Source organism: Aeromonas sp. ASNIH1, assembly GCF_002934285.1.
GTDB lineage: Bacteria > Pseudomonadota > Gammaproteobacteria > Enterobacterales > Aeromonadaceae > Aeromonas > Aeromonas caviae.
This window is the reverse complement of sequence record NZ_CP026228.1, coordinates 2,271,600-2,297,049: the sequence shown is the minus strand read 5'-3', so window position 1 is coordinate 2,297,049 and position 25,450 is coordinate 2,271,600. Positions and strand designations below refer to the sequence as shown.

At 60.3% G+C, this 25,450-nt stretch carries 24 protein-coding genes and 1 tRNA gene; 10 read left to right on the top strand and 15 right to left on the bottom strand.

What is annotated here, in order from left to right; all coding sequences use genetic code 11:
* Nucleotides 1-40 precede the first annotated feature (40 nt).
* From C2U37_RS11180 to C2U37_RS11170, 3 genes are all read left to right on the top strand, one after another.
* Nucleotides 41-1,204 carry a multidrug effflux MFS transporter gene (locus C2U37_RS11180; protein WP_199770526.1) on the top strand — a complete coding sequence of 388 codons (1,164 nt, stop codon included), beginning with the start codon at nucleotides 41-43 and terminating at the stop codon, nucleotides 1,202-1,204.
* 102 nt (nucleotides 1,205-1,306) lie between these two features.
* Nucleotides 1,307-2,356, top strand: a complete 1,050-nt coding sequence (locus tag C2U37_RS11175; protein ID WP_104452290.1) for an oxidoreductase — start codon at nucleotides 1,307-1,309, stop codon at nucleotides 2,354-2,356.
* 306 nt (nucleotides 2,357-2,662) lie between these two features.
* On the top strand, nucleotides 2,663-2,908 hold the full coding sequence (locus C2U37_RS11170) for a hypothetical protein (protein WP_010675602.1): 246 nt from the start codon (nucleotides 2,663-2,665) through the stop codon (nucleotides 2,906-2,908).
* 80 nt (nucleotides 2,909-2,988) lie between these two features.
* Here C2U37_RS11170 and C2U37_RS11165 read toward each other — a convergent pair whose 3' ends face one another.
* Nucleotides 2,989-3,444, bottom strand: coding sequence for an NfeD family protein (locus C2U37_RS11165; protein WP_010675601.1), 456 nt, complete (start codon nucleotides 3,442-3,444; stop codon nucleotides 2,989-2,991).
* Nucleotides 3,441-4,364 (bottom strand): SPFH domain-containing protein, encoded by a 924-nt coding sequence (locus C2U37_RS11160; RefSeq protein ID WP_029314806.1) that lies wholly within the window; start codon nucleotides 4,362-4,364, stop codon nucleotides 3,441-3,443. The genes C2U37_RS11165 and C2U37_RS11160 overlap by 4 nt, the downstream gene beginning before the upstream one ends.
* Before the next feature lie 197 nt (nucleotides 4,365-4,561).
* Between C2U37_RS11160 and cysG the strand changes: the two genes are divergently transcribed.
* The 5 genes from cysG (at nucleotide 4,562) to cysC (ending at nucleotide 11,175) form a co-directional block, all read left to right on the top strand.
* Nucleotides 4,562-5,986, top strand: coding sequence for a siroheme synthase CysG (cysG, locus tag C2U37_RS11155; RefSeq protein ID WP_104452289.1), 1,425 nt, complete (start codon nucleotides 4,562-4,564; stop codon nucleotides 5,984-5,986).
* Nucleotides 5,987-6,090: 104 nt separating this feature from the next.
* Entirely contained in the window at nucleotides 6,091-7,059 is a 969-nt protein-coding gene (gene cysD / locus C2U37_RS11150) for a sulfate adenylyltransferase subunit CysD (protein ID WP_050498204.1), read from the top strand.
* Nucleotides 7,060-7,083: 24 nt separating this feature from the next.
* On the top strand, nucleotides 7,084-8,511 hold the full coding sequence (gene cysN, locus C2U37_RS11145; RefSeq protein WP_104452288.1) for a sulfate adenylyltransferase subunit CysN: 1,428 nt from the start codon (nucleotides 7,084-7,086) through the stop codon (nucleotides 8,509-8,511).
* Nucleotides 8,512-8,515: 4 nt separating this feature from the next.
* Nucleotides 8,516-10,240 carry an SLC13 family permease gene (locus C2U37_RS11140; protein ID WP_104452287.1) on the top strand — a complete coding sequence of 575 codons (1,725 nt, stop codon included), beginning with the start codon at nucleotides 8,516-8,518 and terminating at the stop codon, nucleotides 10,238-10,240.
* A gap of 341 nt (nucleotides 10,241-10,581) precedes the next feature.
* Nucleotides 10,582-11,175, top strand: coding sequence for an adenylyl-sulfate kinase (gene cysC, locus C2U37_RS11135; RefSeq protein ID WP_104452286.1), 594 nt, complete (start codon nucleotides 10,582-10,584; stop codon nucleotides 11,173-11,175).
* A gap of 480 nt (nucleotides 11,176-11,655) precedes the next feature.
* Here the strand turns inward: cysC and C2U37_RS11125 are convergent, their stop codons facing one another.
* Nucleotides 11,656-12,636 carry an IS5-like element IS5 family transposase gene (locus C2U37_RS11125; protein ID WP_026141915.1) on the bottom strand — a complete coding sequence of 327 codons (981 nt, stop codon included), beginning with the start codon at nucleotides 12,634-12,636 and terminating at the stop codon, nucleotides 11,656-11,658.
* 156 nt (nucleotides 12,637-12,792) lie between these two features.
* Here C2U37_RS11125 and C2U37_RS11115 point away from each other — a divergent pair, with 156 nt between their 5' ends.
* The gene (locus C2U37_RS11115) at nucleotides 12,793-13,224 is read left to right on the top strand and encodes a hypothetical protein (protein WP_104452285.1); all 432 of its coding nucleotides are present in this window, start codon (nucleotides 12,793-12,795) and stop codon (nucleotides 13,222-13,224) included.
* A gap of 428 nt (nucleotides 13,225-13,652) precedes the next feature.
* Here the strand turns inward: C2U37_RS11115 and C2U37_RS11110 are convergent.
* The 5 genes from C2U37_RS11110 to rpsU all read right to left on the bottom strand — a co-directional run bounded on the left by C2U37_RS11110 (nucleotide 13,653) and on the right by rpsU (nucleotide 18,554).
* Nucleotides 13,653-13,729 (bottom strand) — tRNA-Ile (locus C2U37_RS11110).
* Between the two features lie 194 nt (nucleotides 13,730-13,923).
* Nucleotides 13,924-15,780 (bottom strand): RNA polymerase sigma factor RpoD, encoded by a 1,857-nt coding sequence (rpoD, locus tag C2U37_RS11105; protein ID WP_010675616.1) that lies wholly within the window; start codon nucleotides 15,778-15,780, stop codon nucleotides 13,924-13,926.
* Between the two features lie 222 nt (nucleotides 15,781-16,002).
* Nucleotides 16,003-17,790, bottom strand: coding sequence for a DNA primase (dnaG, locus tag C2U37_RS11100; RefSeq protein ID WP_104452284.1), 1,788 nt, complete (start codon nucleotides 17,788-17,790; stop codon nucleotides 16,003-16,005).
* A gap of 89 nt (nucleotides 17,791-17,879) precedes the next feature.
* Entirely contained in the window at nucleotides 17,880-18,323 is a 444-nt protein-coding gene (locus C2U37_RS11095; RefSeq protein ID WP_104452283.1) for a GatB/YqeY domain-containing protein, read from the bottom strand.
* A 15-nt stretch (nucleotides 18,324-18,338) separates the two neighbouring features.
* Nucleotides 18,339-18,554, bottom strand: coding sequence for a 30S ribosomal protein S21 (rpsU, locus tag C2U37_RS11090; RefSeq protein WP_005309452.1), 216 nt, complete (start codon nucleotides 18,552-18,554; stop codon nucleotides 18,339-18,341).
* Between the two features lie 179 nt (nucleotides 18,555-18,733).
* Here rpsU and tsaD point away from each other — a divergent pair, with 179 nt between their 5' ends.
* Nucleotides 18,734-19,747: a tRNA (adenosine(37)-N6)-threonylcarbamoyltransferase complex transferase subunit TsaD gene (tsaD, locus tag C2U37_RS11085; protein WP_010675619.1), complete on the top strand. Its 1,014-nt coding sequence runs from the start codon at nucleotides 18,734-18,736 to the stop codon at nucleotides 19,745-19,747.
* Nucleotides 19,748-19,821: 74 nt separating this feature from the next.
* Here the strand turns inward: tsaD and rpoS are convergent, their stop codons facing one another.
* Genes rpoS through ispF form a run of 7 tightly spaced genes read right to left on the bottom strand, consistent with a single transcriptional unit; the run spans nucleotide 19,822 to nucleotide 25,408 of the window.
* Nucleotides 19,822-20,805 carry an RNA polymerase sigma factor RpoS gene (rpoS, locus tag C2U37_RS11080; protein ID WP_010675620.1) on the bottom strand — a complete coding sequence of 328 codons (984 nt, stop codon included), beginning with the start codon at nucleotides 20,803-20,805 and terminating at the stop codon, nucleotides 19,822-19,824.
* 46 nt (nucleotides 20,806-20,851) lie between these two features.
* Nucleotides 20,852-21,922 carry a LysM peptidoglycan-binding domain-containing protein gene (locus C2U37_RS11075; protein WP_039041047.1) on the bottom strand — a complete coding sequence of 357 codons (1,071 nt, stop codon included), beginning with the start codon at nucleotides 21,920-21,922 and terminating at the stop codon, nucleotides 20,852-20,854.
* A gap of 9 nt (nucleotides 21,923-21,931) precedes the next feature.
* Nucleotides 21,932-22,513, bottom strand: a complete 582-nt coding sequence (locus C2U37_RS11070) for a YqaA family protein (protein ID WP_010675622.1) — start codon at nucleotides 22,511-22,513, stop codon at nucleotides 21,932-21,934.
* Nucleotides 22,510-23,127, bottom strand: a complete 618-nt coding sequence (locus tag C2U37_RS11065) for a protein-L-isoaspartate(D-aspartate) O-methyltransferase (RefSeq protein ID WP_010675623.1) — start codon at nucleotides 23,125-23,127, stop codon at nucleotides 22,510-22,512. Before C2U37_RS11065 ends, C2U37_RS11070 begins: the two co-directional genes overlap by 4 nt.
* A 4-nt stretch (nucleotides 23,128-23,131) precedes the next feature.
* The gene (surE, locus tag C2U37_RS11060) at nucleotides 23,132-23,893 is read right to left on the bottom strand and encodes a 5'/3'-nucleotidase SurE (RefSeq protein WP_104452282.1); all 762 of its coding nucleotides are present in this window, start codon (nucleotides 23,891-23,893) and stop codon (nucleotides 23,132-23,134) included.
* Nucleotides 23,874-24,932: a tRNA pseudouridine(13) synthase TruD gene (truD, locus tag C2U37_RS11055; protein ID WP_104453225.1), complete on the bottom strand. Its 1,059-nt coding sequence runs from the start codon at nucleotides 24,930-24,932 to the stop codon at nucleotides 23,874-23,876. The genes surE and truD overlap by 20 nt, the downstream gene beginning before the upstream one ends.
* Complete coding sequence (gene ispF, locus C2U37_RS11050) at nucleotides 24,932-25,408, bottom strand: 2-C-methyl-D-erythritol 2,4-cyclodiphosphate synthase (RefSeq protein ID WP_010675626.1); 477 nt, start codon at nucleotides 25,406-25,408, stop codon at nucleotides 24,932-24,934. The genes truD and ispF overlap by 1 nt, the downstream gene beginning before the upstream one ends.
* Nucleotides 25,409-25,450: the final 42 nt, after the last annotated feature.

Sequence of the window (25,450 nt, the reverse complement as noted above, 5' to 3'; positions counted from 1 at the left end):
CTCGCGGCCCAATCGATATTCCTAGGGCTTGAGGTGACTGATGCCATTGATTCTTTTGCTTGTACTCCTGGTGTTGTTCAGCCCGCTGGCCATCGACATCTATCTGCCTGCCATCCCCCAGATGGCCGAGCAGCTGGGGGCCGAAGTGACCCTGATGCAGGGCACCATCACCTGGTTTCTGTTCAGCATGGGGCTGGGGCAACTGCTGGTGGGGCCGCTCGCCGATCGCTACGGGCGCAAACCCATTGCCCTGGGGGGCGTGCTGCTCTACGGCCTGAGCGCCCTGGCAGCCGGCTTTGCCGCCAGCCTCGGCGAGCTGATGCTGGCGCGGGTGCTGCAAGGCTTCGGGGCCTGCGCCACCTCGGTGGCCGCCTTCTCGGTGGTCCGTGACAGCTATGGCCCCAAGAAGAGCGGTCAGATTATCTCCTATCTGAACGGTGCCATCTGCTTCATCCCCGCACTGGCGCCCCTGCTGGGTGGCTGGCTCACCGCCAAGGCGGGCTGGTCGGCGAACTTCTGGTTCATGGCCGGTTACGCCGTGGTGGTCGGTAGCTGGCTGCTGTGGCGGATGCCGGAAACCCGTCCTGAGGAGACCAGCAGTGCTGGCCCGCTCATCAGCTGGTCCCGCTACAGCCCGGTGCTGCGCTCCCCGAGCTTCCTGTTCAACGCGGCGCTGTGCATGCTGGCGATGGCGGTGATCCTCGCCTACGTGACGGCGGCGCCGGTACAACTGATGGTAACCCTGGGGCTGGACATGAGTGGCTTCAGTTACTGGTTCACCGCCAATGCGGCCCTCAACATCCTGGCCTGCTTCCTGGCCCCGCGCTTCATCGCTCGGGTAGGGCCAAGACGGACCCTGCGCATCGGCCTGCTGGTGCTGCTGCTCTCCGCCATCACCCTGACCCTGGCCATGCACATCCCGCACCCGCTGGCCATGATGGGCCCGGTGTTCCTCTCCAGCATCGGCTTTGCGATGATCCTGGGCGCCGCCGCCGGTATGGCGCTGGCCCCCTTCGGCCACTGCGCGGGGACTGCGGCCGCCCTGCTCGGCCTGTTCCAGATGAGCGGCTCCGGCGCCCTGGTGGGGATCACCGGTTGGCTGATGCCGGATCCCCTGAGCCAGCTGGCCCTGCATATGTGGCTGCTGCTGCCCCCGCTGGTGATGCTGATGACCCGCCAGGGCCGGCGCTTGTGTTTGCAATAAATCCTGTGCTCTGATGAGCACACTCAGGGGGCCTTGAGCCCCCTTCTCTTTTTCAGGCGACCCGCCTGCCTCGCATGATCACAGACCCGTGGAGAAAACCGGATGAGCCACACAATCAACGCCGCCCTGGTGGGATACGGCTTCGCAGGACAGACCTTTCACGCCCCCTTCCTGGCCACGACCCCGGGCCTGACCCTGCGCTGGGTGGTGAGCCGGGATGCCGCCAAGGTACAGGCCGCGTTGCCCGGCACCCGGGTCGGCACCCTGGAGCAGGTGCTGGCCGATGACAGCCTCGATCTGGTGGTGATCGCCACCCCCAACGACACCCATGCCCCCATCGCTCGCGAGGCCCTGCTGGCGGGCAAGCACGTGGTGATCGACAAGCCGTTTGCCCTGGATCTGGCCGAAGCGAAGGCGCTGGTCGAGTTGGCGGAGAAGCAGCAGCGGCTGCTCAGCATCTTCCACAACCGACGCTGGGACGGGGACTTCCTCACGGTGCGCCGTCTGCTGGCGGAGGGGGCGCTGGGGCAAGTTGCCCAGTTCGAATCCCACTTCGACCGTTATCGCCCCGAGGTGCGCCAGCGCTGGCGCGAGGCGGGCGGCCCGGGCTCCGGTCTCTGGTTCGATCTCGGCCCTCATATCCTGGATCAGTCGCTCCAGCTGTTCGGTCAGCCGGACTGGTTGCAGGCGGATCTGGGCAAGCAGCGCCCCGGGGCCCTGGCGGACGACTACTTCCATGTGGTGCTGGGTTATGGCGAGATGCGGGTCATTCTGCACGGCAGTTGTCTGGTGTCGGCCGTGATGCCCCGCTTCGTGGTGCACGGCAGTCAGGGCTCCTTCATCAAGTTCGGCATGGACGTGCAGGAGGAGCAGCTCAAGGAGGGCAAGCGGCCTCCGGCGGCGGACTGGGGCGTGGATCCCGCCCCCGGCCAGCTCAGCCAGATCCGGGACGGTCAGCTCCTGCAGCAGACCGTGGCTGGCGAGGCGGGGGACTACGGCGCCTACTATCGCGGCGTCTGCGCCGCCATCCGGGGAGAAGGGGAGAACCCGGTGCCGGCCGACGAGGCCCTGGAGGTGATGGCCTTGCTGGACCTGGCCCGGGAGAGCGACCAGCAGGGGCGGCGCCTGCCTTGTCAGAAGCTGTCTGACTGACGGCGTTATCCGGCAGCGCCGAGAGCCTGACAGAAAGACAATGGCTGACTGGCAATCGCCAGGTAATTGGCGATTTGTTGTGCGAATTTGGTGGTAAATGGGTGTTTTATATTAATATTTGTCGTTGCAGCAGTGTTTCTTATCATGCCAACGAGAAAATATCATTGTGATACGCGTTTTCATCGGCCGCATATGGGGATATATTTCGCGCGCCTTCGGGCTCCAGCGGCCGGTGTGCCGACAGGAGCCGGGGCGTACAGTGATGGTCCCTGCACCATCTCTCCATCTTTTTTTGAGGGTATGCACATGAACAAAGTACTGGTAGCCGGTATCCTGGGTCTGATGTTGACCGCCTGTGGTCAGAAAGAAGAAGCTGCCGCTCCGGCTGCGACCCCGGCCGCAGACGTTGCTGCCACTGTCGAGAAAGCCGCTAGCGAAGCGTCTGCTACCGTCGAGAAGGCTGCTTCCGAAGCTTCCGCTACTGTCGAGAAGGCTGCCGCTGACGTGGCCACCAAGGCTGAAGCTGCCGTGAGCGATGCCAAGGCCAACTAAGCCAGCACCTCATTGAAAAACGGGCCCGGCGCACTCGCGCCGGGCCCGTTTTTTTATGGCCATGGCTGGGCGTTGCCCGGTCAGCCAAGGGGTTCCACCAGCAGGATGTGGGAGTCGGCCCCCACCACCTTGACCCGGCTGCCGGCCGGCAGCGGCGCGTTGCAGCGCACCGTCCAGACGGTGTCGTCCAGATGCACCCGGCTCATCCCCTGGCTGACCTCGTCCAGCAGGGTCAGCTCGCGGCCCATGTAGCTTTGCATCCGCTCGTTGATGGGAGCGGCGGCATCCAGCCCGGAGCGATCCCGGCGATGCTGCCAGCGCCACCAGGCCCAGGTGGTGAGCAGGGATTGCAGGGCGAAGAGCAGCAACTGCGCCTGCCAGCCGAAGGGCCAGACCAGCAGCAAGAGCCCCACCTCCAGGGCGGCGATGCCGGTCCAGAGCAGAAAACCCACCGACCCCATCACCTCGATGGCCAGCAGCACGAAGCCGAGTCCCAGCCAGTGCCAGTGGGTCAGCCCCTCGAACAGGGCTGTCATGATTTGCCCGCCTTGCCGTCTTTGTTGAACAGCTCGGCCATGCCCGCCACCGAGCCTATCAGGCTGCCCGCTTCCAGGGGCATCATGATGATCTTGCTGTTGGGGCCTTCACCGATGCGGGCCAGGGCCTCGGTGTATTTCTGGGCCACGAAGTAGTTGATGGCCTGCATGTCGCCCTCGGCGATCGCCTGGGAGACCATGTGGGTCGCCTTGGCTTCCGCCTCGGCGGCCCGCTCCCGGGCTTCGGCGGCGAGGAAGGCGGCCTGACGCTCACCCTCGGCTTTCAGGATCTGGGACTGCTTCTCCCCCTCGGCCTTCAAGATCTTGGACTGGCGCACCCCTTCGGCCTCGAGCACCTCGGCCCGCTTCTGGCGCTCGGCCTTCATCTGGGCGTTCATGGCTTCCACCAGGGCGAGGGGCGGTCGCACATCCTTGATCTCGATCCGGGTCACCTTGATGCCCCAGGGGGCGGTGGCCGCATCCATGGTGCGCAGCAGCTTCTCGTTGATGGTGTCGCGCTGGGAGAGCATCTCGTCCAGCTCCATGGCGCCGAGCACGGTCCGCATATTGGTCATGGTGAGATTGCGGATGGCGCTGGTGAGATCATTGACCTCGTAGCCCGCCTTGCGGGCATCCACCACCTGCACGAAGCTGATGGCGTCGATGGTGACGTTGGCGTTGTCCCGGGAGATCACCTCTTGGGCCGGGATGTCCAGCACCTGCTCCATCATGATGATCTTGTGGCCGATGCGGTCGATGTAGGGGATCAGCAGGTTGAGACCCGGGGAGAGGGTGCGGGTGTAGCGGCCGAAGCGCTCCACGGTCCAGTTGTAACCCTGGGGCACTATCTTGATGCCGGCACTCAGGGTGGCGAGTACCAGGAATATGAAGATCCCCAATACAATCAATGACTCATTCATGATTAAGCTCCTTATGAAACACTTTCACTAGCCTAGGGTCTGGTGCCATCCACCACAAGCAGATTCGCTTCTCTATTGCCGCCACACGGCTTTACTAATTACCAAAACGCATTAAAGAGCATTTTTTATTATTTTGAGGGATAAGCGCTCCTGCCTATAGTCGCCCCAGATGTCGCGATGCCGAGGAGCGGGCCCTGATGGATTATTTACCTATGTTTGCCAGGTTGGAAGGCCGCCCGGTACTGCTGGTGGGCGGGGGCGAGGTTGCCCTGCGCAAGGCGCGCCTGCTGCTGGCGGCAGGTGCCCGGATCACCCTGGTCTCTCCCGCGCTCGAGCCCGAGTTCCATGAATTTGCCGGTCGCTTCACCCATGTGGTGGCGCGTTTCGACCCGGCCCACCTGGCAGGGCAGATCCTGGTGGTGGCCGCGACCGACGATCTCGAGGTCAATGCCCTGGTCTACCAGAGCGCCACCGAGCGCGGTCTGTTCGTCAACCTGGTGGATGACCCCGAGCGCTCCAGCTTTATCTTCCCCTCCATCATCGATCGCAGCCCCATCGTGGTGGCCGTCTCCAGCGGCGGCAAGGCCCCCGTGCTGGTGCGCCTGTTGCGCGAGCGGCTCGAGAGCCTGCTGCCCCGCCATCTTGGCGGTCTGGCGGAGCTCTCCGGCCGGGTGCGCCGCCGGGCCAAGCAGGTGCTGGCCTCCCTCTCCGATCGCCGCCGCTTCTGGGAGCGCGCCTTTGCCTCCAACACCCTGGCCGGTCTGATTGAGAAAGCCGATTGGCAGGGTGCCGAGCAGTGGCTGAACGAGGGACTGGACAAAGCCCGTACCGAAGTGGGCGAAGTGGTGCTGGTGGGGGCGGGCCCGGGGGATCCTGGCCTGCTGACCCTCAAGGCGCTGCAACAGATCCAGCAGGCCGAAGTGGTGCTCTATGACCAGCTGGTCTCCCCCGAGATCCTGGACCTGGTGCGCCGCGACGCCACCCTGGTGTCGGTCGGCAAGAAGGCGGGGGCCCATAGCGTGCCCCAGGAAGAGACCAACCGCCTCTTGGTGGAATATGCCAAAGCGGGCAACCGGGTGGTGCGCCTCAAGGGGGGGGATCCCTTCATGTTCGGCCGTGGTGGCGAGGAGCTGGAAGTGCTGGCCGAGGAGGGCATTCCCTTCTCCGTGGTGCCCGGCATCACCGCCGCCGCCGGTGCCACCGCCTATGCGGGCATTCCGCTCACCCACCGCGACCATGCCCAGAGCGCCGTCTTCATCACCGGCCACTGCCAGAAGGAGGGCAAGGAGCCCGACTGGCAGCAGCTTGCGGCCACCAACCAGACCCTGGTCATCTACATGGGGCTGATGCGCTCCGAGCATATCCAGCAGCAACTGGTGAGCCATGGCCGACGCGCCGCCACCCCCATCGCCATCATCGAGCGGGGCACCACGGCCCGTCAGCGGGTGCTGACCGGCACCTTGGCGGATCTGGCCGAGCTGGCCCAGCAGGCGGTGAGCCCGTCGCTTATCGTCATCGGTGAAGTGGTGGCCCTGCGCCAGCAACTCGCCTGGTTTGGCGAACAGGGGCAAGGGCAGGAAGCAAAAAGCGGCCACGAGCTCAAGCTGGTGAGCCTGGCCTGAGAGGCGAGACCCGAATCGATTTGACGGTGCGGCCAAGGCGGCACCGAACTGAACCAACACCGCGCCCCGAGCAGGTGCGTTAGCAATGAACCGAGGACCCAGACATGGACCGTGAAAGACTGACCCAACTGCAGCCATCCGATGCACAGAGCATCCGTGCAGGTGTCACCCGCGAGCGACTGACTCACCTGCAGCAACTGGAAGCCGAGAGCATCCATATCATCCGCGAGGTGGCCGCCGAATTTGAAAACCCGGTGATGATGTACTCCATCGGCAAGGACTCCTCCGTCATGCTGCACCTGGCCCGCAAGGCCTTCTACCCGGGCAAGATCCCCTTCCCCCTGCTCCACGTGGACACCAACTGGAAGTTCAAGGAGATGATCAAGTTCCGGGACGAGACCGCCAAGAAGTACGGGCTGGATCTCATCGTCCACAAGAACCCGGATGGTCTGGCCATGGACATCAACCCCTTCGTGCACGGCAGCAGCAAGCACACCGACATCATGAAGACCGAGGGGCTCAAGCAGGCGCTCAACAAATACGGCTTCGATGCCGCCTTCGGTGGTGCCCGTCGCGACGAGGAGAAATCCCGCGCCAAGGAGCGGGTCTACTCCTTCCGCGACAAGTCCCACCGCTGGGATCCGAAGAACCAGCGCCCGGAGCTGTGGCGCGTCTACAACAGCCAGGTCAACAAGGGGGAGAGCATCCGTGTCTTCCCGCTCTCCAACTGGACCGAGCTGGACATCTGGCAATACATCTATCTCGAGAACATCGACATAGTCCCGCTCTACTTCGCGGCCATGCGCCCCGTGGTGGATCGCGGCGGCATCAAGATCATGGTGGATGACGAGCGCATGCCCATCGGCCCGGAAGACGAAGTGAAGCAGGAGCTGGTGCGCTTCCGTACCCTCGGCTGCTACCCGCTGACCGGGGCCATCGAATCCAATGCCACCACCCTGCCGGAGATCATCGAAGAGATGCTGATCACCACCTCGAGCGAGCGGCAAGGGCGGCTCATCGACCACGATCAGGCCGGCTCCATGGAGCAGAAGAAGCGTCAGGGCTATTTCTAAAAAAATGTTCTAAGGAATCGCATCATGAACAACCACATTCAGACCGCCATCAGCGAACAGGGCATTGAAGCCTACCTGCACGCCCAGCAGCACAAGAGCCTGCTGCGTTTTCTCACCTGCGGCAGCGTGGACGACGGCAAGAGCACCCTCATCGGCCGCCTGCTGCACGACTCCCAGCAGATCTATGAAGATCAGCTCAAAGCGCTGGAGTCCGACAGCCAGAAGCTCGGCACCACCGGCGAGAAGCTGGACCTGGCCCTGCTGGTGGACGGCCTGCAGGCGGAGCGCGAGCAGGGCATCACCATCGACGTGGCCTACCGCTATTTCTCCACCGCCAAGCGCAAATTCATCATCTCGGACACCCCGGGCCATGAGCAGTACACCCGCAACATGGCCACCGGCGCCTCCACCTGCGATCTGGCCATCATATTGATCGACGCCCGCAAAGGGGTGCTGGATCAGACCCGCCGCCACAGCTTTATCGCGAGCCTGCTCGGCATCAAGCAGTTCGTGGTGGCAGTGAACAAGATGGACCTGGTGGAGTTCAGCCAGGAGGTGTTCGATCGCATCAGCGCCGATTACCGCGAATTCGCCAAGAAGCTCAGCGTCGACACCATCCACATCGTGCCGGTCTCGGCCCTGGACGGTGACAACGTGGTGAACCCGAGCGACAAGCTGGCCTGGTATCAGGGCGAGACCCTGCTCTCCTTGCTGGAGTCTGCCGAAGTGGAGCGCGAGCTGGAGCGTCACCCGGTGCGCCTGCCGGTGCAGTACGTGAACCGCCCCAACCTCGATTTTCGCGGCTTCGCGGGGACGCTCGCCTCCGGCATCCTGCGGGTGGGCGACAAGCTGGCCGTGTTGCCGTCCGGCAAAGAGAGCACGGTGACCCGCATCGTCACCTTCGACGGGGATCTGGAGTACGCCCTGCCGGGTCAGGCCATCACGGTCACCTTCGCGGACGAAATCGACATCAGCCGGGGCGACCTGCTGGTGGATGCGGCGAACAAGCCCCAGGTGACCCAGAACGTGCTGGCTCACATCGTCTGGATGGGGGAAGAGTCCCTGCAACCGGGCCGGGTCTATGACGTCAAGCTTGCCACCAAGAAGAGCCGCGGCCAGGTGGAGGCCATCCGCCACCGCATCGAGATCAACAAGCTCGACGAGCTGCCCGCCTCCGAGCTCAAGCTCAACGAGATCGGCCTGTGTGAATTCAGCCTCACCGACCCGGTGGCGTTCGACCCCTACCAGGAGATCCGCGACACCGGCAGCTTTATCCTCATCGACCGGCTGACCAACGTCACCGTCGGTGCCGGCATGATAGTGGAAGGGCTGGCGGCCAAGGCGGTGGCAGGGCAATACAGCGAGTTCGAAGTCGAGCTCAACGCCCTGGTGCGCAAGCACTTCCCCCACTGGCAGGCGCTGACCATCAGCAACGATTCCGGCAAGGAGTAAGCCCATGACCTGGCAACAATCCCTGGTGCTGGGTCTGCTGGCTGCCCTCGTCGCCCTGCTGATCCAGGGCAAACTCCGGCCGGCGCTGCTCTTCTCGGGCGCCGTGCTCATCACCTACCTGAGCGGCCTGGCGGACATCAACGCCGTGGTGGCGGGCTACACCAACAGCGCCCTGCTGACCCTGGTGTTGCTGCTGCTGGTATCGCTCGCGGTGGAGAAGACCCGGGTCATGAGCTGGTTTGCCAACCTGGTGGGCACCGGCTCCTTCAACAAGGTGCTGGTGAAGGTGTGGTTTTCCACCGCCTTCCTGTCGGCGTTCGTCAACAACACCGCCGTGGTGGCGTCCATGCTGGGGGCGGTCAAGCGCAACCCCAACCATGCGCCCTCCCGGCTGCTGTTGCCCATGTGCTTCGCGGCGACCTTTGGCGGTGTGCTGACCCTGATCGGCACCTCCACCAACCTCATCGTCAACAGCTTCCTCATCAAGATGGGGGCCAAGCCGCTCGGCATGTTCGACTTCTTCATGGTGGGGGCGGGGACCCTGCTGACTGGCCTTATCGCCGTGCTGCTGTTTGCCCGCCATCTGCCGGAGCAGGACACCGAGATGAGCCGGGAATCCGGCTATTTTCTCGAGGCCAAGGTGGGCCCCGGCTCGCCGATGGCCGGGCGCAGCGTCAAGGAGAACGGCCTGCGCAGCCTGAAAAGCCTCTATCTTGCCGAGATCATTCGGGGCAACCAGGTGATCTGCCCGGTGCAGCCGGAACACGAGCTGCACGAGGGGGACATGCTGCTGTTCTGCGGCGACGTGGAGAGCGTCGGCGTGTTGCAGGAGCTCAAGGGGCTGGATCTCTACGGCCAGCACCGCCTCAACGGCCAGCACCTGGTGGAGGTGATCGTCAGCCACAGCTCGCGCCTGGTGGGTCAGACCATCAAGGATGCGGAGTTTCGTACCCACTTCGATGCGGTGGTGCTGGCGGTGCGCCGGGGCGAGACCCAGCTCACCGGCGGCCTCGGCCAGATTGAATTGCACGCAGGGGATACCTTGCTGCTGGCCCCCGGCCCCAAGTTTGCGGGCAACAAGTCCCTCTCCCGCGAGTTCGTGGTGGTGAGCGGGCTGGAGGCCTCCACCCGGCTCGATGCCACGCGCAGCGCCGCCGTGGTGGTGGGGTTCCTCGGGGTGCTGACCCTGTCGGTGCTCGATCTGGTGCCGCTGTTCAAGGGCTTGCTGGTGATGTTGGTGGTGCTGCTGTTCTCCCGCATCCTGACCCTGGACGAGATCCGCCGCCGTTTTCCGCTGGATATCTGGCTGGTGGTGGGCGGGGCCCTCGCCATCGCCGATCAGCTGGAGAAGAGCGGCCTGGCCAAGCTCATCGCCGACTGGCTGATGGGGGAGTTCAACGGGGCCAGTCCCTTTATCGCCTTCGTGGGGATCTATCTGTTTACCCTGGTGCTGACGGAGCTGATGAGCAACAACGCGGCGGCGGCGCTGGCCTTCCCCATGGGATTCCAGCTGGCGCTCAGCATGGACGTCTCCACCATGCCGTTCATTCTGGCGGTGCTGTTCGGGGCGAGCTCCAGCTTTATCCTGCCCTACGGCTACCAGACCAACCTGATGGTCTATGCGGCGGGCAACTACAAGATGCCGGATTACCTCAGGCTGGCGGTGCCGGTCTCCCTGGCCTACAGCATCGGGGTGATCGTCATGGTGCCCCTGCTGTTTCCGTTTTAAGGTCTGATACCGGGGGATGTGTTAAGGGCTGCTTATGTTAACGCAGCTTTTATCAAGGCTGCTTATGATGCAGGGGAGTGCCAGGGCACTGGCATCCAGGCGTGAGCGCCAATCAGGGGGGGCATGCGCAATATCAGGGCATCAGCACCTTGCCGCCTCATCGCGAGGCGGCTCCCCGCGGTAGCGGACAGTGTCAGTATTGAGGCGTGAGCGCCAATCAAGGAGTGTTGGATGAGCAATGCCATGGCATCAGCACGTTGTCGGCTGATAGTCCGAGGCGGCTCCCCGCGGTGCCGGACAGTTTAAGTTTTGAGGCGTGAGCGCCAATCAAGGAGTGTTGGATGAGCAATATCGTGTGGCATGCCCATGCCGTCGACAAACAGAGCCGGGCCGAGCAGAAGGGGCAAAAGCCGCTGGTGATCTGGTTTACCGGGCTCTCCGGGGCGGGCAAGTCCACCCTGGCGGGGGCGCTGGAGCAGGCGCTGGCCGCCTCGGGCAAGCACACCTATCTGCTGGATGGGGACAATGTGCGCCACGGCCTGTGCGGCGATCTCGGCTTCGATGACGCCGCCCGCCAGGAGAATATCCGCCGGGTCGGCGAAGTGGCAAAACTGATGGTGGATGCGGGCCTGATCGTCCTCACCGCCTTTATCTCGCCGTTCCGTGCCGAGCGACAACTGGTGCGCAATCTCGTGGGTGAAGGGGAATTTGTCGAGGTGTTTGTGGATGCGCCGCTCGCCGTCTGCGAAGAGCGCGATCCCAAGGGGCTCTACAAGAAGGCGCGGGCAGGGGAAATTCGCAACTTTACCGGTATCGACTCCGCCTACGAGGCACCGGAGCAGCCGGAGATCCATCTGCTCAACGCCGGCAAGCCGGTGGAAGCGCTGGTGGATGAGTTGCTGACCGCACTGCGGCAGCGGGGGTTGATTGACTAAGGTCGGTTGTCAGTGTCGAATATTGATAAATAAGGGGGTGTTTGCCCCCTTATTTATTCTCATTCAGCTTCAAAAAGTAATAAGAAAAAATAATTCTTCAAGCTGCTATACGGCGGTTAACACCATGGATATCCACATTCCGGCGTAGGTTGTGGCTGAGCTTGCGAAGCACAACCTTAACCGCGAATAAGCTTTCGAGTGTTGGGCTTAGTAAAACTCAGCCCAACCTACGGCCCTAACTTTTCGCATAATACAGAAGCACTGAAAACTAGCGCATGATAAAAATACCATGCGTTGGCTGTCCCTCTTGAAGCGTTTGTTAGAGCGCTACTTAGGGAAGGTGCGAATAAGCGGGGAAATTCTTCTCGGCTGACTCAGTCATTTCATTTTTTCAGTTTGAGCCGATCTTTTCTCCCGTAAATGCCTTGAATCAGCCTATTTAGACCGTTTCTTCGCCATTTAAGGCGTTATTCCCAGTTTTTAGTGAGATCTCTCCCACTGACGTATCATTTGGTCCGCCCGAAACAGGTTGGCCAGCGTGAATAACATCGCCAGTTGGTTATCGTTTTTCAGCAACCCCTTGTATCTGGCTTTCACGAAGCCGAACTGTCGCTTGATGATGCGAAACGGGTGCTCCACCTTGGCCCGGATGCTGGCTTTCATGTATTCGATGTTGATGGCCGTTTTGTTCTTGCGTGGATGCTGTTTCAAGGTTCTTACCTTGCCGGGGCGCTCGGCGATCAGCCAGTCCACATCCACCTCGGCCAGCTCCTCGCGCTGTGGCGCCCCTTGGTAGCCGGCATCGGCTGAGACAAATTGCTCCTCTCCATGCAGCAGATTACCCAGCTGATTGAGGTCATGCTCGTTGGCCGCGGTGGTGACTAGGCTGTGGGTCAGGCCACTCTTGGCATCGACACCAATGTGGGCCTTCATGCCAAAGTGCCACTGATTGCCTTTCTTGGTCTGATGCATCTGCGGATCGCGTTGCTGCTCTTTGTTCTTGGTCGAGCTGGGTGCCTCAATGATGGTGGCATCGACCAAGGTGCCTTGAGTCATCATGACGCCTGCTTCGGCCAGCCAGCGATTGATGGTCTTGAACAATTGGCGGGCCAGTTGATGCTGCTCCAGCAGGTGGCGGAAATTCATGATGGTGGTGCGGTCCGGCAAGGCGCTATCCAGGGATAACCGGGCAAACAGACGCATGGAGGCGATTTCGTACAGAGCATCTTCCATCGCGCCATCGCTCAGGTTGTACCAATGCTGCATGCAGTGAATGCGTAGCATGGTTTCCAGCGGATAAGGTCGCCGGCCATTACCAGCCTTGGGATAAAACGGCTCGATGACTTCCACCATGTTTTGCCATGGCAGAATCTGCTCCATGCGGGACAAGAAAATCTCTTTTCTGGTCTGACGGCGCTTACTGCTGAATTCACTGTCGGCGAAGGTGAGCTGATGACTCATGATGAACCCTTTTTCATGGCTCCAGATGACAAACATGATCTCATATCAGGGACTTGTTCGCACCTTCCCTAGACGTGTGAAAGCTGGTTACAAGCCTAGCCCACTCACCAACAGCCAAGATGCTGCTGACTTTTTCAAGAAGTTGAGAGGTGGTTAATGTCCCTCATCAAGACGCCAAAGGCTGCAAATTACAAGTTCGGAGGGCAGGCTGATAAGCCTGTCCGCTTCCATGAATACAAATCAGAAATTACTAGATTCTCTTACAAGGGCGTTGTCATTGAGCGTAACAAGAACACTTACCGTATTACGCCACCCAAACTTAAAGGCTTTGATATGGCTTTGTGTGATGGTGTCTATACCGATACTCGTTCGCTACAAGGGGCGCTTGATTTGGCCCTTCTGAACGTTGACAGTGAACGCCAAGAAGAACTAAGGGCGCTGAATATCAACCATCGGTGTCCAGCTTGTAAGGGCGTAACGCTCATTCAGAAGAGAGATTGGCAAGAGGAGCGGATTTCTTGCCCCTTATGCGCTCGACACTCCCACTATTCCTACTATGAAGCCGTGAAAGATGAAGTAATCCGGTGATAGAGGATAGGTACTTTACCCCTCACGCCTCTCAAGACATGCAGCCCCCATCTGATTACTATCCCCTATAGCCAGTATGCTCATGGGGTTGTATTGACTCTTGCAGAGGGGGCCATTTGTCATATTTTCTGTGAGATTTTTTCAAGCCTCATTGCATATATAAGAAGCCCCCCCTTACCCCCTGCTCCCCTCCATGCAATCTCCCCAGCAAATCGACGATGCCTCTATGCACTCCCCACACAGCTTTTTCTTCCTGTCCCCTAACCCACTGTAATTGTGTCAACACATCACTGGGCAATTGATAGGGCTTGGAATGCCGTCATCATTCCGCCCCTAGCAGTTAGCTAAGTACACTCACAAGTACACTTCAAAACGCCAGAAATAGAAAAGGCGCAGCAGTTACTAACCTGCTACGCCTTGTCTGAAAATGGTGGCCCCTGGGGGACTTGAACCCACGACCAATCGATTATGAGTCGACTGCTCTGACCAACTGAGCTAAGGGGCCATTGATGCTGGTTAGCGGCGTGGATTATAGGGGATGGCGGATACCCCGTCCATAGTCAGATCAACCACTTGGCGAGATTTCATCCATATTCAAGCGGTTCCATGACCCCTCTTCACGCCCATGCCAGCACGGATAAAACAAAGCCCCGCATGGCGGGGCTTTTTGTTGCAATGTCAGGCTGACAGAACCCGGGACTACTCGTCCAGGAAGCTGCGCAGCACTTCCGAGCGGCTCGGATGGCGCAGTTTGCGCAGGGCCTTGGCTTCGATCTGACGGATACGCTCACGGGTGACGTCGAACTGCTTGCCCACTTCCTCGAGGGTGTGGTCGGTGTTCATGTCGATACCGAAGCGCATGCGCAGTACCTTGGCTTCCCGTGCGGTCAGCCCGGCCAGCACTTCGCGGGTCGCGTTGCGCAGGCTCTCGCTGGTGGCCGCATCCGCTGGCAGAGCCAGGGTGGTATCTTCGATGAAGTCGCCCAAGTGGGAGTCTTCGTCATCACCGATGGGCGTCTCCATGGAGATGGGCTCCTTGGCGATTTTCAGTACCTTGCGGATCTTGTCTTCCGGCATGCCCATGCGCATGGCCAGCTCTTCCGGGTTCGGTTCACGACCCATCTCCTGCAGCATCTGGCGGGAGATGCGGTTGAGCTTGTTGATGGTCTCGATCATGTGCACCGGGATACGGATAGTACGGGCCTGATCCGCGATGGAGCGGGTAATGGCCTGACGGATCCACCAGGTGGCATAGGTCGAGAACTTGTAGCCGCGACGATATTCGAACTTGTCGACCGCCTTCATCAGACCGATGTTGCCCTCCTGGATCAGATCCAGGAACTGCAGACCGCGGTTGGTGTACTTCTTGGCGATGGAGATAACCAGACGCAGGTTGGCCTCAACCATCTCTTTCTTCGCACGGCGGGCTTTGGCCTCACCAATGCTCATGCGGCGGTTGATATCCTTGATCTGGGCGATGGACAGACCGGTCTCTTCTTCGATCTGCTGCAGCTTGCCGATGGAACGCAGTACTTCTTCGTCCATCTCGAGCAGACGGGGAGACCACGCCTTGCCGGCCTGCTTCTGGTATTCGAACCAGGCAGTTTCGCACTCGTTGTTGGTGAAGGCTGCGACGAAGGTCTTCTTCGGCATCTTGGCCTGCTCAACGCAGAGCTTCATGATGATGCGTTCCTGCACGCGGACACGCTCCATCATCTCCCGCATGTTGTTGACCAGGCGATCGAACTGCTTGGGCATCAGGCGGAATTGACGGAAGACATCGGCCAGCTGGGCGATGGCATTCTGGGTGTCGTCGTGGGCACGGCCATTCTGCTGAATGGAGAGACGAGTCACCTCGTACTGGGCACGCAGTTCGCCGAATTTCTCGCGAGCGACTTCCGGATCCGGGCCACCGTCGCCATCATCGTCGGAGTTGTCACCGTCTTCGTCTTCGTCTTCGTCCTCATCTTCGTCTTCGTCGGCGAGGTCGTCCTCGCTGAGCTCCGAGCCGATATGAGTGGCGGTCGGTGCCACGTCATCCACTTCGTTCGGATCGATGAAGCCGGAGATGATGTCGGACAGGCGAAGCTGCTCGGCTTCGTACTTGTCGTACTGTTCGAGCAGATAGGTGATGGCTTCAGGGTACTCGGCGACGGAGCTTTGTACCTGGTTGATACCGTCTTCAATCCGCTTGGCGATGTCGATCTCGCCTTCGCGGGTCAGCAGTTCGACGGTACCCATTTCCCGCATGTACATGCGGACGGGATCGGTCGTGCGACCAATCTCAGATTCAACAGATGCCAGAGCCTGGGCCGCTGCTTCGGCAGCGTCCTCATCGGCGGTACCACCTTCAGCCATGATAAGGTCATCGGCATCCGGAGCGTTTTCAACCACTTGAATGCCCATATCGTTGATCATCTGGATGATGTCTTCGATCTGGTCTGAATCGACAATGTCTTGAGGGAGGTGATCGTTCACCTCGGCATAGGTCAGGTAGCCCTGTTCTTTACCTTTGGCAACGAGGAGTTTAAGCTGAGACTGCGGGGTTTGCTCCATAGAACTCATCCGGTTGGTGTTGCTAGGTTGCGCGTACAGTGCGCTGCTGCGCAAATAGCCAATTCTAATAGAAAACCGCCAGACATGCTATGTCTGGTTGCGGCGTCGGTCATGAGAAACCCCTGCCCGCAGTGTTGTCGGGGCCAGGTGGTTATAAAGTGTTTGCTTTCAATCCCGTCGATTCGGGCAACGCTATTCATATTGGGACTGCTCACTCAAATATCAAGCCCCACTCTCATTTCTTTTCTCAATCTGCACCTCTCTGATCAGCATCATCAGCTCCTGAGTTTCCTCAGAGCTTAGCCCTTCCTGCGCCACCTTGGCCTGCAATTCTTCGATCCGTTGCTTCAGGAAAAGGTTGATGAAACCGACAAAGGTATCCTGCAATTCTCCCAGAATATCGGGCTCCTGGTCGAGCTTTACCTCTTCAAACAGGTCATGCATCGCCAGTTGGGCAAGTATTTCTCCCTCTTTTGTGCCACGCCAATGCTCCAGCAGGATACCCGTTGTCACTCCCGGCTGGATCAGGATCTGCTGGTGCAGTTGCAGCAGGAAAGGGATCCCCTGCAGGCGCAGCCCGGCCAACTCGGGCATGGCCGGCAGCTCGGCGGTGATCGCCGGATACTGCACCATCAGGGCCAGAGCCCTGCGGATCGGCGTCAGTTTGGTCGCCTTGGGTTTGTTGACTTCCACCTTGGGCTGGCTGTTGCGGGCAAACAGCTCGGCAATCCGCTGCTTGTTTTCTCCCCAGCGCATCATGCTGGAGAGTCGGGTAATCAACCCCTCGCGAGTGAAACCTTCCGGTACCCGACGAATCAGCTCAGCGGCTTTGTTGGCCACTTCAAACTTGCCTGCCTCACCGGAAAGAGCCGCATCGCGCCCGAGGCGTTCAAACATGAAATCCGCAAACGACTGGGCCTTGTCGAGCAGCGATTCGAACCCCTCCTTGCCGATCTGGCGTACCAGCGAGTCGGGATCCTCGCCATCCGGCAAAAAGACGAACTTGAGTTCACGGCCATCCTGCAGGTGGGAGAGCGCGTTATCCAGCGCCCGCCAGGCCGCTTCCCGACCGGCGTTGTCGCCGTCGTAACAACAGACCACCTCTGCCGTGGTACGGAACAGGGTGTGGATGTGATCGCTGGTGGTCGCAGTCCCCAGTGCCGCCACCGCATAGTCGATGTCGTACTGGCCGAGCGCCACCACATCCATGTAGCCTTCCACCACCAGGATCCGGCGCGGATCCTTGTGTGCCTGCTTGACCTCATAAAGGCCGAACAGCTCTCGCCCCTTGTGGAAGATGGGGGTTTCCGGGGAGTTCAAGTACTTGGGCGTGCCATCCCCCAGCACTCGGCCACCGAAGCCGATGACCCGGCCGCGTTTGTCCCGGATCGGAAACATGATGCGATCGCGGAAACGATCGTAGCTGCCCGGGCCGTTGTCACGGGGGATCAGCATACCGCCCGAAATCAACAGTTGTTCGTGATCCCGACTGGCGCCAAAGCGGCGACGCACCTGATCCCAGTCCCCAGGGGCATAACCGATGTTGAAGCGCTTGACCACCTCGCCAGTCAGGCCCCGGCCTTTCAGATACTCCACCGCCTGAGGCGCGTTCTTGAGATTACTCTCGTAGAAGCGCGCAATCTGGTTCATCAGCTCGAACAGATCCTTGCTGACGGCTGGTTGGCTATGGCTTGATCCACCCGCCGTTTGCTCACGGGGGACCTGCATACCGTGCAGGCTTGCCAGCTCTTCGATGGCATCGGGGAATTCCAGGCCGTCGTACTCCATGACAAAGCCGATGGCATTGCCGTGGGCACCACAACCGAAACAGTGATAGAACTGCTTCTCCTGGCTGACGGTAAAGGAGGGGCTTTTTTCGTTATGAAAAGGGCAGCAAGCCTGGTAGTTCTTACCGGCTTTCTTCAACCGCACACGGGAGTCGATCAACTCGACTATGTCCGTGCGTACGAGCAGATCATCGATAAAGGATTGCGGGATCCTGCCAGCCATAACCGTCCTGTTTCATTGCATAGGAAATAAAAAAGCCGCGCATTCCAATGGGAAGCACGGCTTCTTCGACCAAACAAGAGAGTTGCCTGTTACGCCAAGCGGGTTTTCACCTGAGCACTGACGGCGCCGACATCGGCACGCCCCTGAATTTTTGGCTTCAAGACAGCCATGACTTTACCCATGTCAGCCATGAAGGAAGCACCACTTTCAGTGATGGCTTGCTCGATCAGGGCGGCAATTTCGTCTGCGGTCAGCTGTTGTGGCAGGAACTCCTGCAGCACAACGATCTCGGCGGACTCTTTGTCGGCGAGATCCTGGCGACCGGCAGCTTCAAACTGGCTGATGGAATCGCGACGCTGTTTGACCATTTTGGTCACGACAGCGAGGATCTCTTCATCATTGAGCTCGACACGGGTATCGACTTCACGCTGCTTGATTTCTGCCATCAACAAGCGGATAGCACCCAACCGAGGCTTGTCTTTGGCAAGCATGGCGAGCTTTTGCTGATCCTTGAGTTGATCCTTCAGAGACACGGCATGATCCCTTGATTAGTACAGGCGGATACGACGTGCGTTTTCGCGGGACAGCTTCTTGGCGTGACGCTTGACAGCGGACGCTTTGGCGCGCTTGCGAATGGTAGTCGGCTTCTCGTAGAACTCACGGCTACGAACTTCGGACAGGATACCGGCCTTTTCGCAAGAACGCTTGAAGCGACGCAGAGCAACGTCAAACGGCTCATTTTCACGGACTTTGATTACTGGCATGTGCCTTTCACCTCAGTGATAAATTGTTAGCTGACCTTCAATCGATCAGCATGTCTTAAAATGGTGCGAAATTATACTCTGGACAGGGAATGAAAGTAAACCCGCAGAGATCGCTCTGGTTTAAAAAACCCGCGAAGGTTACCATAGCCGTCTCATTTTAGCAGTGAAATTTTTTAGCAATGCGTGTATTGGGCATAGAGACATCCTGTGACGAAACCGGGATCGCGATCTTCGATGATCAAAAAGGGATCCTTTCCCACCAGTTGTACAGCCAGGTCAAGCTGCATGCGGACTACGGCGGCGTCGTTCCCGAGCTCGCCAGCCGGGACCATGTACGCAAGACGATCCCCTTGATCCAGGCCGCCTTGAAAGAGGCCGGACTTGGCAAGGATGACATCGATGGCATCGCCTATACCGCGGGGCCAGGTCTGGTTGGCGCCATCCTGGTCGGGGCGACCATAGGCCGCTCGCTGGCCATGGCCTGGGACAAGCCGGCCATCGCCGTACACCACATGGAAGGCCACCTGCTGGCCCCCATGCTGGAAGAGCGAGCCCCCGAGTTTCCCTTCGTAGCGCTCTTGGTTTCCGGCGGCCACTCCATGCTGGTCCGGGTCGATGGCATCGGCAGCTACCAGCTGCTGGGCGAATCGATCGACGATGCCGCCGGTGAGGCGTTCGACAAGACCGCCAAGCTGATGGGTCTGGACTACCCCGGTGGCCCGCTGCTCTCCCGGCTGGCAGAAAAGGGCACCACTGGGCGCTTCACCTTCCCGCGTCCCATGACCGACCGTCCCGGGCTCGACATGAGCTTCTCCGGCCTCAAGACCTTTGCCGCCAATACCATAGCAGCCAATGGCGACGACGAGCAGACCCGTGCCGACATCGCCCGGGCGTTTGAGGATGCGGTGGTCGACACCCTGGCCATCAAGTGCCGTCGTGCCCTGAAAGAGACCGGTCTCAATCGTCTGGTCGTGGCAGGTGGCGTCAGTGCCAACCGTCATCTGCGCGCCCAGCTGGCCGAGCTGATGGAGAGCCTCAAAGGTGAAGTCTTCTACCCGCGCACCGAATACTGCACCGACAACGGCGCCATGATCGCCTATGCCGGCATGCAACGCCTGAAGGCGGGAGTCTTCGAACCCCTCGTCGTCAAGGCCGTGCCGCGCTGGCCGCTGGACACTCTGGATCCGGTGTGATCCGGAAGATCCACGACAAAAAGAAAGGGGCCTGCGGCCCCTTTTTTCATCTTGATGACAATATTCATACCCGTTTAGTTGGTGCGGAACAGCGCCTCAATGGAAAGCCCCTGCCCTAGCAGGATTTCCCGCAGACGGCGTAACCCTTCCACCTGGATCTGACGCACCCGCTCGCGGGTCAAACCAATCTCGGCGCCCACGTCTTCCAGGGTGGCCGGTTCATAGCCGAGCAGACCGAAACGGCGGGCCAGCACTTCGCGCTGCTTGGGATTCAGCTCCTCCAGCCAGTGCACTATGCTGCTGCGCATGTCATCTTCCTGGGACTCCAGCTCGGGCCCCATGCCGCGCTCGTCGGAAAGTACATCCAGCAGCGCCTTGTCGCGATCGCCACCGATGGGAGTATCCACCGAGGTGATCTTCTCGTTGAGCTTGAGCATGCGATTCACATCGTCCACAGAGCGATCCAGTGCAGAGGCGATATCCTCGGCGGTCGGCTCATGGTCGAGACGATGAGAAAGCTCGCGCGCAGTGCGCAGATAGACGTTCAGCTCCTTGACCACATGGATGGGCAGACGAATGGTACGGGTCTGGTTCATGATGGCCCGCTCTATGGTCTGGCGGATCCACCAGGTGGCATAGGTAGAGAAACGGAAGCCTCGCTCGGGGTCGAACTTCTCGACTGCGCGGATAAGGCCGAGGTTGCCCTCTTCGATGAGATCCAGCAGCACCAGGCCGCGGTTGTTGTAGCGCCGGGCAATCTTGACCACCAGGCGCAGGTTGGATTCGATCATGCGCTTACGCGCCGCTTTGTCGCCACGCAGGGCACGGCGGGCGTAGTAGACTTCCTCTTCGGCCGTGAGCAAGGGGGAGAAGCCTATCTCCCCCAGATAGAGCTGGGTGGCATCCATTACCTTGTTCAGCTCGGGCGCCATCAGTTCATCGGAAATGGTCTCTTCGGCTTCGGCCGCCACTTCCTGAACCTCTTCTTCCTCCTGAACCTCCAGCTCCTCGTCGAACTCTAACTCTGCATCCTGCATTACCAGTTGTTCTTGGCTCATGATATCTCTCCCTGACCTACACCAGAGTAAGACTCAGCTCTCTGAGTTAACGCTTTGGCAAATAGCCCATCGGGTTGATCGACTTGCCTTTGTACCGGATTTCAAAGTGCAAGCGCACATCCGGCGCATCCGTGCTACCCATATTGGCGATAACCGCTCCGCCCTTCACGGTGTCTCCCTCCTTGACCCTCAACTCATCGTTGTGAGCGTAGGCGGAGAGGTAGTCATCGTTGTGCTTGAGAATTATCAGCTTGCCATAACCTCGCAGTGCACTGCCCGCATAGACCACTTTGCCGCTGCTCGCAGCGTAAATGGGTTGGCCCTTCTGGCCGGAAATGTCGATGCCCTTGTTGCCTTGTTCCGCAACGGAGAAGCCTTCAACGATCCGCCCTTTGGTCGGCCAATGCCAGGAGAGTGTTGACGAGGAACTGACGGTTTTTTGTTCTTTCGCCTGAGCGTATGCTGTTGACGAGGCAGGAGCAATCGTTTTCTGAGCAATAAATGGTGTGGTCGTACCTGCCGGAGCCGTGGCCAGGGGTTTGGGCCCCGTGCTGGTCACAACCGGTGTGGTTGCTGCCACCATCTGACCACCCGAGGAACCCGAGCCCCCCACATTGAGCACCTGACCCACGTGCAATGCATAAGGAGCCTGGAGGTTGTTGCGCTGGGCCAAGGCCTGGTTGGAAAGACCGAACTGGCGACCGATGCTGCTCAATGTATCGCCACGGCGCACCTCGTAACTGCCAGACCCCGTCACGCTGCCACGACTGACAGGGCTGCCGACGGTTGCCACCGCCATGGGGGCGGAAGCGCCATCGAGCCTGAGCTGCTGGCCGGGATAAATGTTATAGGGGGGAGTGATGCCATTGATGCTGATAAGCGAAGCCACATCCATGCCAGAACGAAATGCAATGGAGTAGAGAGTGTCTCCTTTGACCACGGTGTACCCGTTGCCTGCAATGCCGGGCTTGGTCATACCTTGACGCACGGGGATGGTCGAAGCGACCTGATCATTGCCCAGGCTGTGCACCGGAGCCGCAGTCTTGCTGGAGGAACAGGCAAGCAGCAGCCATGACAACACGACGACACCGCTACCTTGCCAAACACGCGAACACATAGTGGATCCTTAACGACTAAACCAGAAATAGGCAGCAACGGCCAAACCAATACAGAGCCAGCCCAGCACATCCACATAGTGCATCAGCTTGCGCTCCATCTTCTCGCCGCCCCAGCGCATCAGACCTGCAACCAGGAAGAAGCGCATGCCACGACCGATCAGCGAGGTCAGGATGAAAGGCAACAGTGCCATGTGGAGCAAGCCAGCCGTGACGGTAAACACCTTGTAGGGGATCGGCGTGAAGCTGGCAATAAAAATAACCCAGATGCCCCACTGCGCGAACCACTGCTCGGCCAGGGCAATCTTGTCCTCATAGCCAACCGAGGTCACCAGCGGCTGCACCACTGGCTCCCACAGGGCATAGCCGAGCAGATAACCAAACAGGGCGCCCAGCACCGAAAAGAGGGTAGCCAGCGCGGCATAGTGCCAGGCGCGATGAGGTTTGCCGAGCGCCATGGGCGCCAGCATCACATCCACCGGGATGGGCCAGAAGATGGATTCAATAAAGGCGGTGATGGCCAGATACCAGGGGGCATACTTGTGGCGTGCCCACTGCATCACCAGAACATAAAGGCGGGAAAACAACTTCACTCGACATCTCCGTCAATCAGGGGAACGAAACGTACCGGCTCCAGAATCCGGCTGGTGAGCTGGGAGCCCGATCGCTCGATGAGCTGCAGGGTCTGCTGGCCATCACCCACCGGCAACACCAGACGACCACCGTCAGCCAGCTGATCGGTCAGGGCCTTGGGGACCTCACTGGCCGCCGCCGTCACCAGAATGGCGTCGAAAGGGCCCTTGTTGGGCCAACCTAGCCACCCATTGCCGTGCTTGGCCGACACATTGTGCAGATCGAGCTGGCGCAATCTGCGCCTGGCCTGAAACTGCAGCGACTTGATCCGCTCCATGGTGTAGACATGCTCCACCAGGTGGGCCAGTACCGCCGTCTGGTAGCCCGATCCCGTCCCGATCTCCAGCACATGGGCCGGATCGTTCTGGATCAGCAGCTCGGTCATGCGCGCCACGATGTAAGGCTGGGAGATGGTCTGCCCATGGCCGATGGGCAGGGCCGTATTGTCCCAGGCCTTGTGGGCCATGGCCTCGTCCACAAACAGCTGGCGCGGCACCTTCGCGATCGCCGCCAATACGCGGAAATCGCGGACATCCTGGGCAATCAGTTGATTCAACAGGCGCTGTACTATCACAACGTCATCCCTGCAGATCCAGCCACGCGCCCAGGGTCGACAGACTGCCGTAGGCCGTCATGTCGATGGTCAGGGGAGTGATGGAGACATAACCCTGCTCGATGGCGGCAAAGTCCGTTCCCTCTCCCGCATCCTGCTGGTTGCCGGGGGGACCAATCCAGTAGACCGGCTGACCACGGGGATCCTCGGTGCGGATCACCGACTCCGCCCGGTGGCGATTGCCAAGGCGGGTCACCCTGATCCCCTTGATCTGCTCGAGCGGCAGGTCCGGCACATTCACGTTGAGGATCTGATCCGCAGGCAACGGATGCACCATCAGCCCCCGCACCAGCTGGGCGGCGTAGTGGGCTGCACTGGAGAAATGAGTCTTGCCCACCAGCGATACGGCGATGGAGGGGAAACCAAGATGACGCCCTTCCGTCGCGGCCGCCACCGTCCCCGAGTAGATGACGTCATCCCCCAGGTTGGCCCCGTGATTGATACCGGCCACCACCATGTCGGGCTCAGGGCGCAGCAGTTCGTTGACCGCCAGATGAACGCAGTCGGTCGGCGTCCCCTTGACCGCATAACTCTTGATGCCGTGAAAACTGGACGCATCGAGGCGGGTGACCCGCAGCGGTACTTCCAGCGTCAGGGAGTGGCTGGCACCGCTGCGGTTGCGATCCGGCGCCACCACCACGACCTCGCCACAGGCACGCAACGCCTCGCTGAGGGCGCGAATGCCCTCGGCGTGTACCCCATCGTCATTACTGACCAGAATTCGCATCGGTTGAGTTCCTGAAACCGTGATCGGCCTCTTCGGCCTGCATTAATTCGCGTACCACGCTGGTGGCAAAGGCGCCGGCAGGCAGGAAGAACGACAGGGTCAGCACCTCGTCCTCCCGTTGCCAGCTCATCTGCTCCGGCTTGAGCAGCAGCGGGCGCCTGTCCTGATCCAGCCCGGCTTTTTCCAGTCCTTCGCACCAGTCGCCATAAGAGGCCAGCACTCCTTGCTCGAACTCGGCGGCTGCCCCCTGGCTCGCCAGACGGCCACGGCCCCACTGGGGAGCGGTCAGTTGCACGTCTCCGGAGGCAAGGCGCGCCTCGAGCTCGGGCGTCACGCTCTCTTCACTGAAGATGGAGTGGCTGCCCTTGAGCATCACGCAGTCGCCGGCCAGCAGCTGATGGGCCAGCCCCTGCTCGATGCGGGCGCTGACGATGGCATTGAACAGCATGCTACGGGCGGCGGACAGATAGAGGGAGCGCTTGTTGCGATCCTTGACCCGCTTGCCGGCGAACATCGCCTTGGCGGCCTCCAGGTTGTTGCCACCGCGGCCGAAACGCTGCTCGCCGTAGTAGTTGGGCACCCCCTGGGTTGCAATCGCCTGCAGACGGGATTCCAGTCCGTCGGCCTGCTCCAGCCCGGTGAGGCGCAGGGTGAAGTGGTTGCCCTTGAGATAGCCGACCCGCAGCTTCTTGTTGTGGCGCTTCACCTCAAGGATCCGGATGTTGTCGTTCTCGATGACCGAGAGATCCGGCTCGCCCTTGCCCGGTAGATGGATGCCGAACCACTGTTCGGTCACCGCATGGCGATCTTTCAGACCAGCCCAGGTCACCGCATTGCGGGCAACCCCGGCCGCATCGGCCAGCAGGCCAGCCACCCAGGCGGTATTCTCGCCGGTTTTGCGTACCCGGACGAAGATGTGTTCCCCCTCGCCGCAAGGTGCAAACCCGAGATCTTCATTGACCACGAAGTCGGCGGCCTCGGCCTTGAGGATGCCGCGAGCAGTGGGCGTCCCGTGCAGATAGGCAAGTTGTTCAAGCATCATTGTTTCACCAGCAAGACGACGGCTTCGGTGGCGATCCCTTCCTTGCGCCCCGTGAATCCGAGTTGTTCGGTGGTGGTCGCCTTGACGTTCACCCGGTTCAAATCACATTGCAGATCCGCGGCCAGCACGGCGCACATGGCGTCGATATGGGGGGCCATCTTGGGGGCCTGGGCGATGATGGTCACATCCAGGTTGCCGATGGCATAACCTGCGAGCTGCACGCGGGCAAAGACATCCCGCAGCAGGATGCGGCTGTCGATGCCCTTGAATTCGGCGGCGGTATCGGGGAAGTGGCGGCCGATGTCGCCGGCGCCGATGGCCCCCAGCAGGGCATCGCTCACCGCATGCAACACCACGTCGCCATCGGAGTGGGCCAGCAGGCCCTGTTCATAGGGCACCGCCACCCCGCCCAGCATGCAGGGGCCGACCCCACCAAACTTGTGAACATCAAAACCATGTCCGATCCGCATCATGCCTGCGCCCTCCTCAATACACGGAAATCTGTCTCATCAAAA

Excerpts from the sequence above, each read along its gene's own strand:
- C2U37_RS11180 (WP_199770526.1), top strand. The coding sequence starts at position 41 with ATGCCATTGATTCTTTTGCTTGTACTCCTGGTGTTGTTCAGCCCGCTG.
- C2U37_RS11175 (WP_104452290.1), top strand. The coding sequence starts at position 1,307 with ATGAGCCACACAATCAACGCCGCCCTGGTGGGATACGGCTTCGCAGGA.
- C2U37_RS11170 (WP_010675602.1), top strand. The coding sequence starts at position 2,663 with ATGAACAAAGTACTGGTAGCCGGTATCCTGGGTCTGATGTTGACCGCC.
- C2U37_RS11165 (WP_010675601.1), bottom strand. The coding sequence starts at position 3,444 with ATGACAGCCCTGTTCGAGGGGCTGACCCACTGGCACTGGCTGGGACTC.
- C2U37_RS11160 (WP_029314806.1), bottom strand. The coding sequence starts at position 4,364 with ATGAATGAGTCATTGATTGTATTGGGGATCTTCATATTCCTGGTACTC.
- cysG (WP_104452289.1), top strand. The coding sequence starts at position 4,562 with ATGGATTATTTACCTATGTTTGCCAGGTTGGAAGGCCGCCCGGTACTG.
- cysD (WP_050498204.1), top strand. The coding sequence starts at position 6,091 with ATGGACCGTGAAAGACTGACCCAACTGCAGCCATCCGATGCACAGAGC.
- cysN (WP_104452288.1), top strand. The coding sequence starts at position 7,084 with ATGAACAACCACATTCAGACCGCCATCAGCGAACAGGGCATTGAAGCC.
- C2U37_RS11140 (WP_104452287.1), top strand. The coding sequence starts at position 8,516 with ATGACCTGGCAACAATCCCTGGTGCTGGGTCTGCTGGCTGCCCTCGTC.
- cysC (WP_104452286.1), top strand. The coding sequence starts at position 10,582 with ATGAGCAATATCGTGTGGCATGCCCATGCCGTCGACAAACAGAGCCGG.
- C2U37_RS11125 (WP_026141915.1), bottom strand. The coding sequence starts at position 12,636 with ATGAGTCATCAGCTCACCTTCGCCGACAGTGAATTCAGCAGTAAGCGC.
- C2U37_RS11115 (WP_104452285.1), top strand. The coding sequence starts at position 12,793 with ATGTCCCTCATCAAGACGCCAAAGGCTGCAAATTACAAGTTCGGAGGG.
- rpoD (WP_010675616.1), bottom strand. The coding sequence starts at position 15,780 with ATGGAGCAAACCCCGCAGTCTCAGCTTAAACTCCTCGTTGCCAAAGGT.
- dnaG (WP_104452284.1), bottom strand. The coding sequence starts at position 17,790 with ATGGCTGGCAGGATCCCGCAATCCTTTATCGATGATCTGCTCGTACGC.
- rpsU (WP_005309452.1), bottom strand. The coding sequence starts at position 18,554 with ATGCCAGTAATCAAAGTCCGTGAAAATGAGCCGTTTGACGTTGCTCTG.
- tsaD (WP_010675619.1), top strand. The coding sequence starts at position 18,734 with ATGCGTGTATTGGGCATAGAGACATCCTGTGACGAAACCGGGATCGCG.
- rpoS (WP_010675620.1), bottom strand. The coding sequence starts at position 20,805 with ATGAGCCAAGAACAACTGGTAATGCAGGATGCAGAGTTAGAGTTCGAC.
- C2U37_RS11075 (WP_039041047.1), bottom strand. The coding sequence starts at position 21,922 with ATGTGTTCGCGTGTTTGGCAAGGTAGCGGTGTCGTCGTGTTGTCATGG.
- surE (WP_104452282.1), bottom strand. The coding sequence starts at position 23,893 with ATGCGAATTCTGGTCAGTAATGACGATGGGGTACACGCCGAGGGCATT.
- truD (WP_104453225.1), bottom strand. The coding sequence starts at position 24,932 with ATGCTTGAACAACTTGCCTATCTGCACGGGACGCCCACTGCTCGCGGC.
- ispF (WP_010675626.1), bottom strand. The coding sequence starts at position 25,408 with ATGATGCGGATCGGACATGGTTTTGATGTTCACAAGTTTGGTGGGGTC.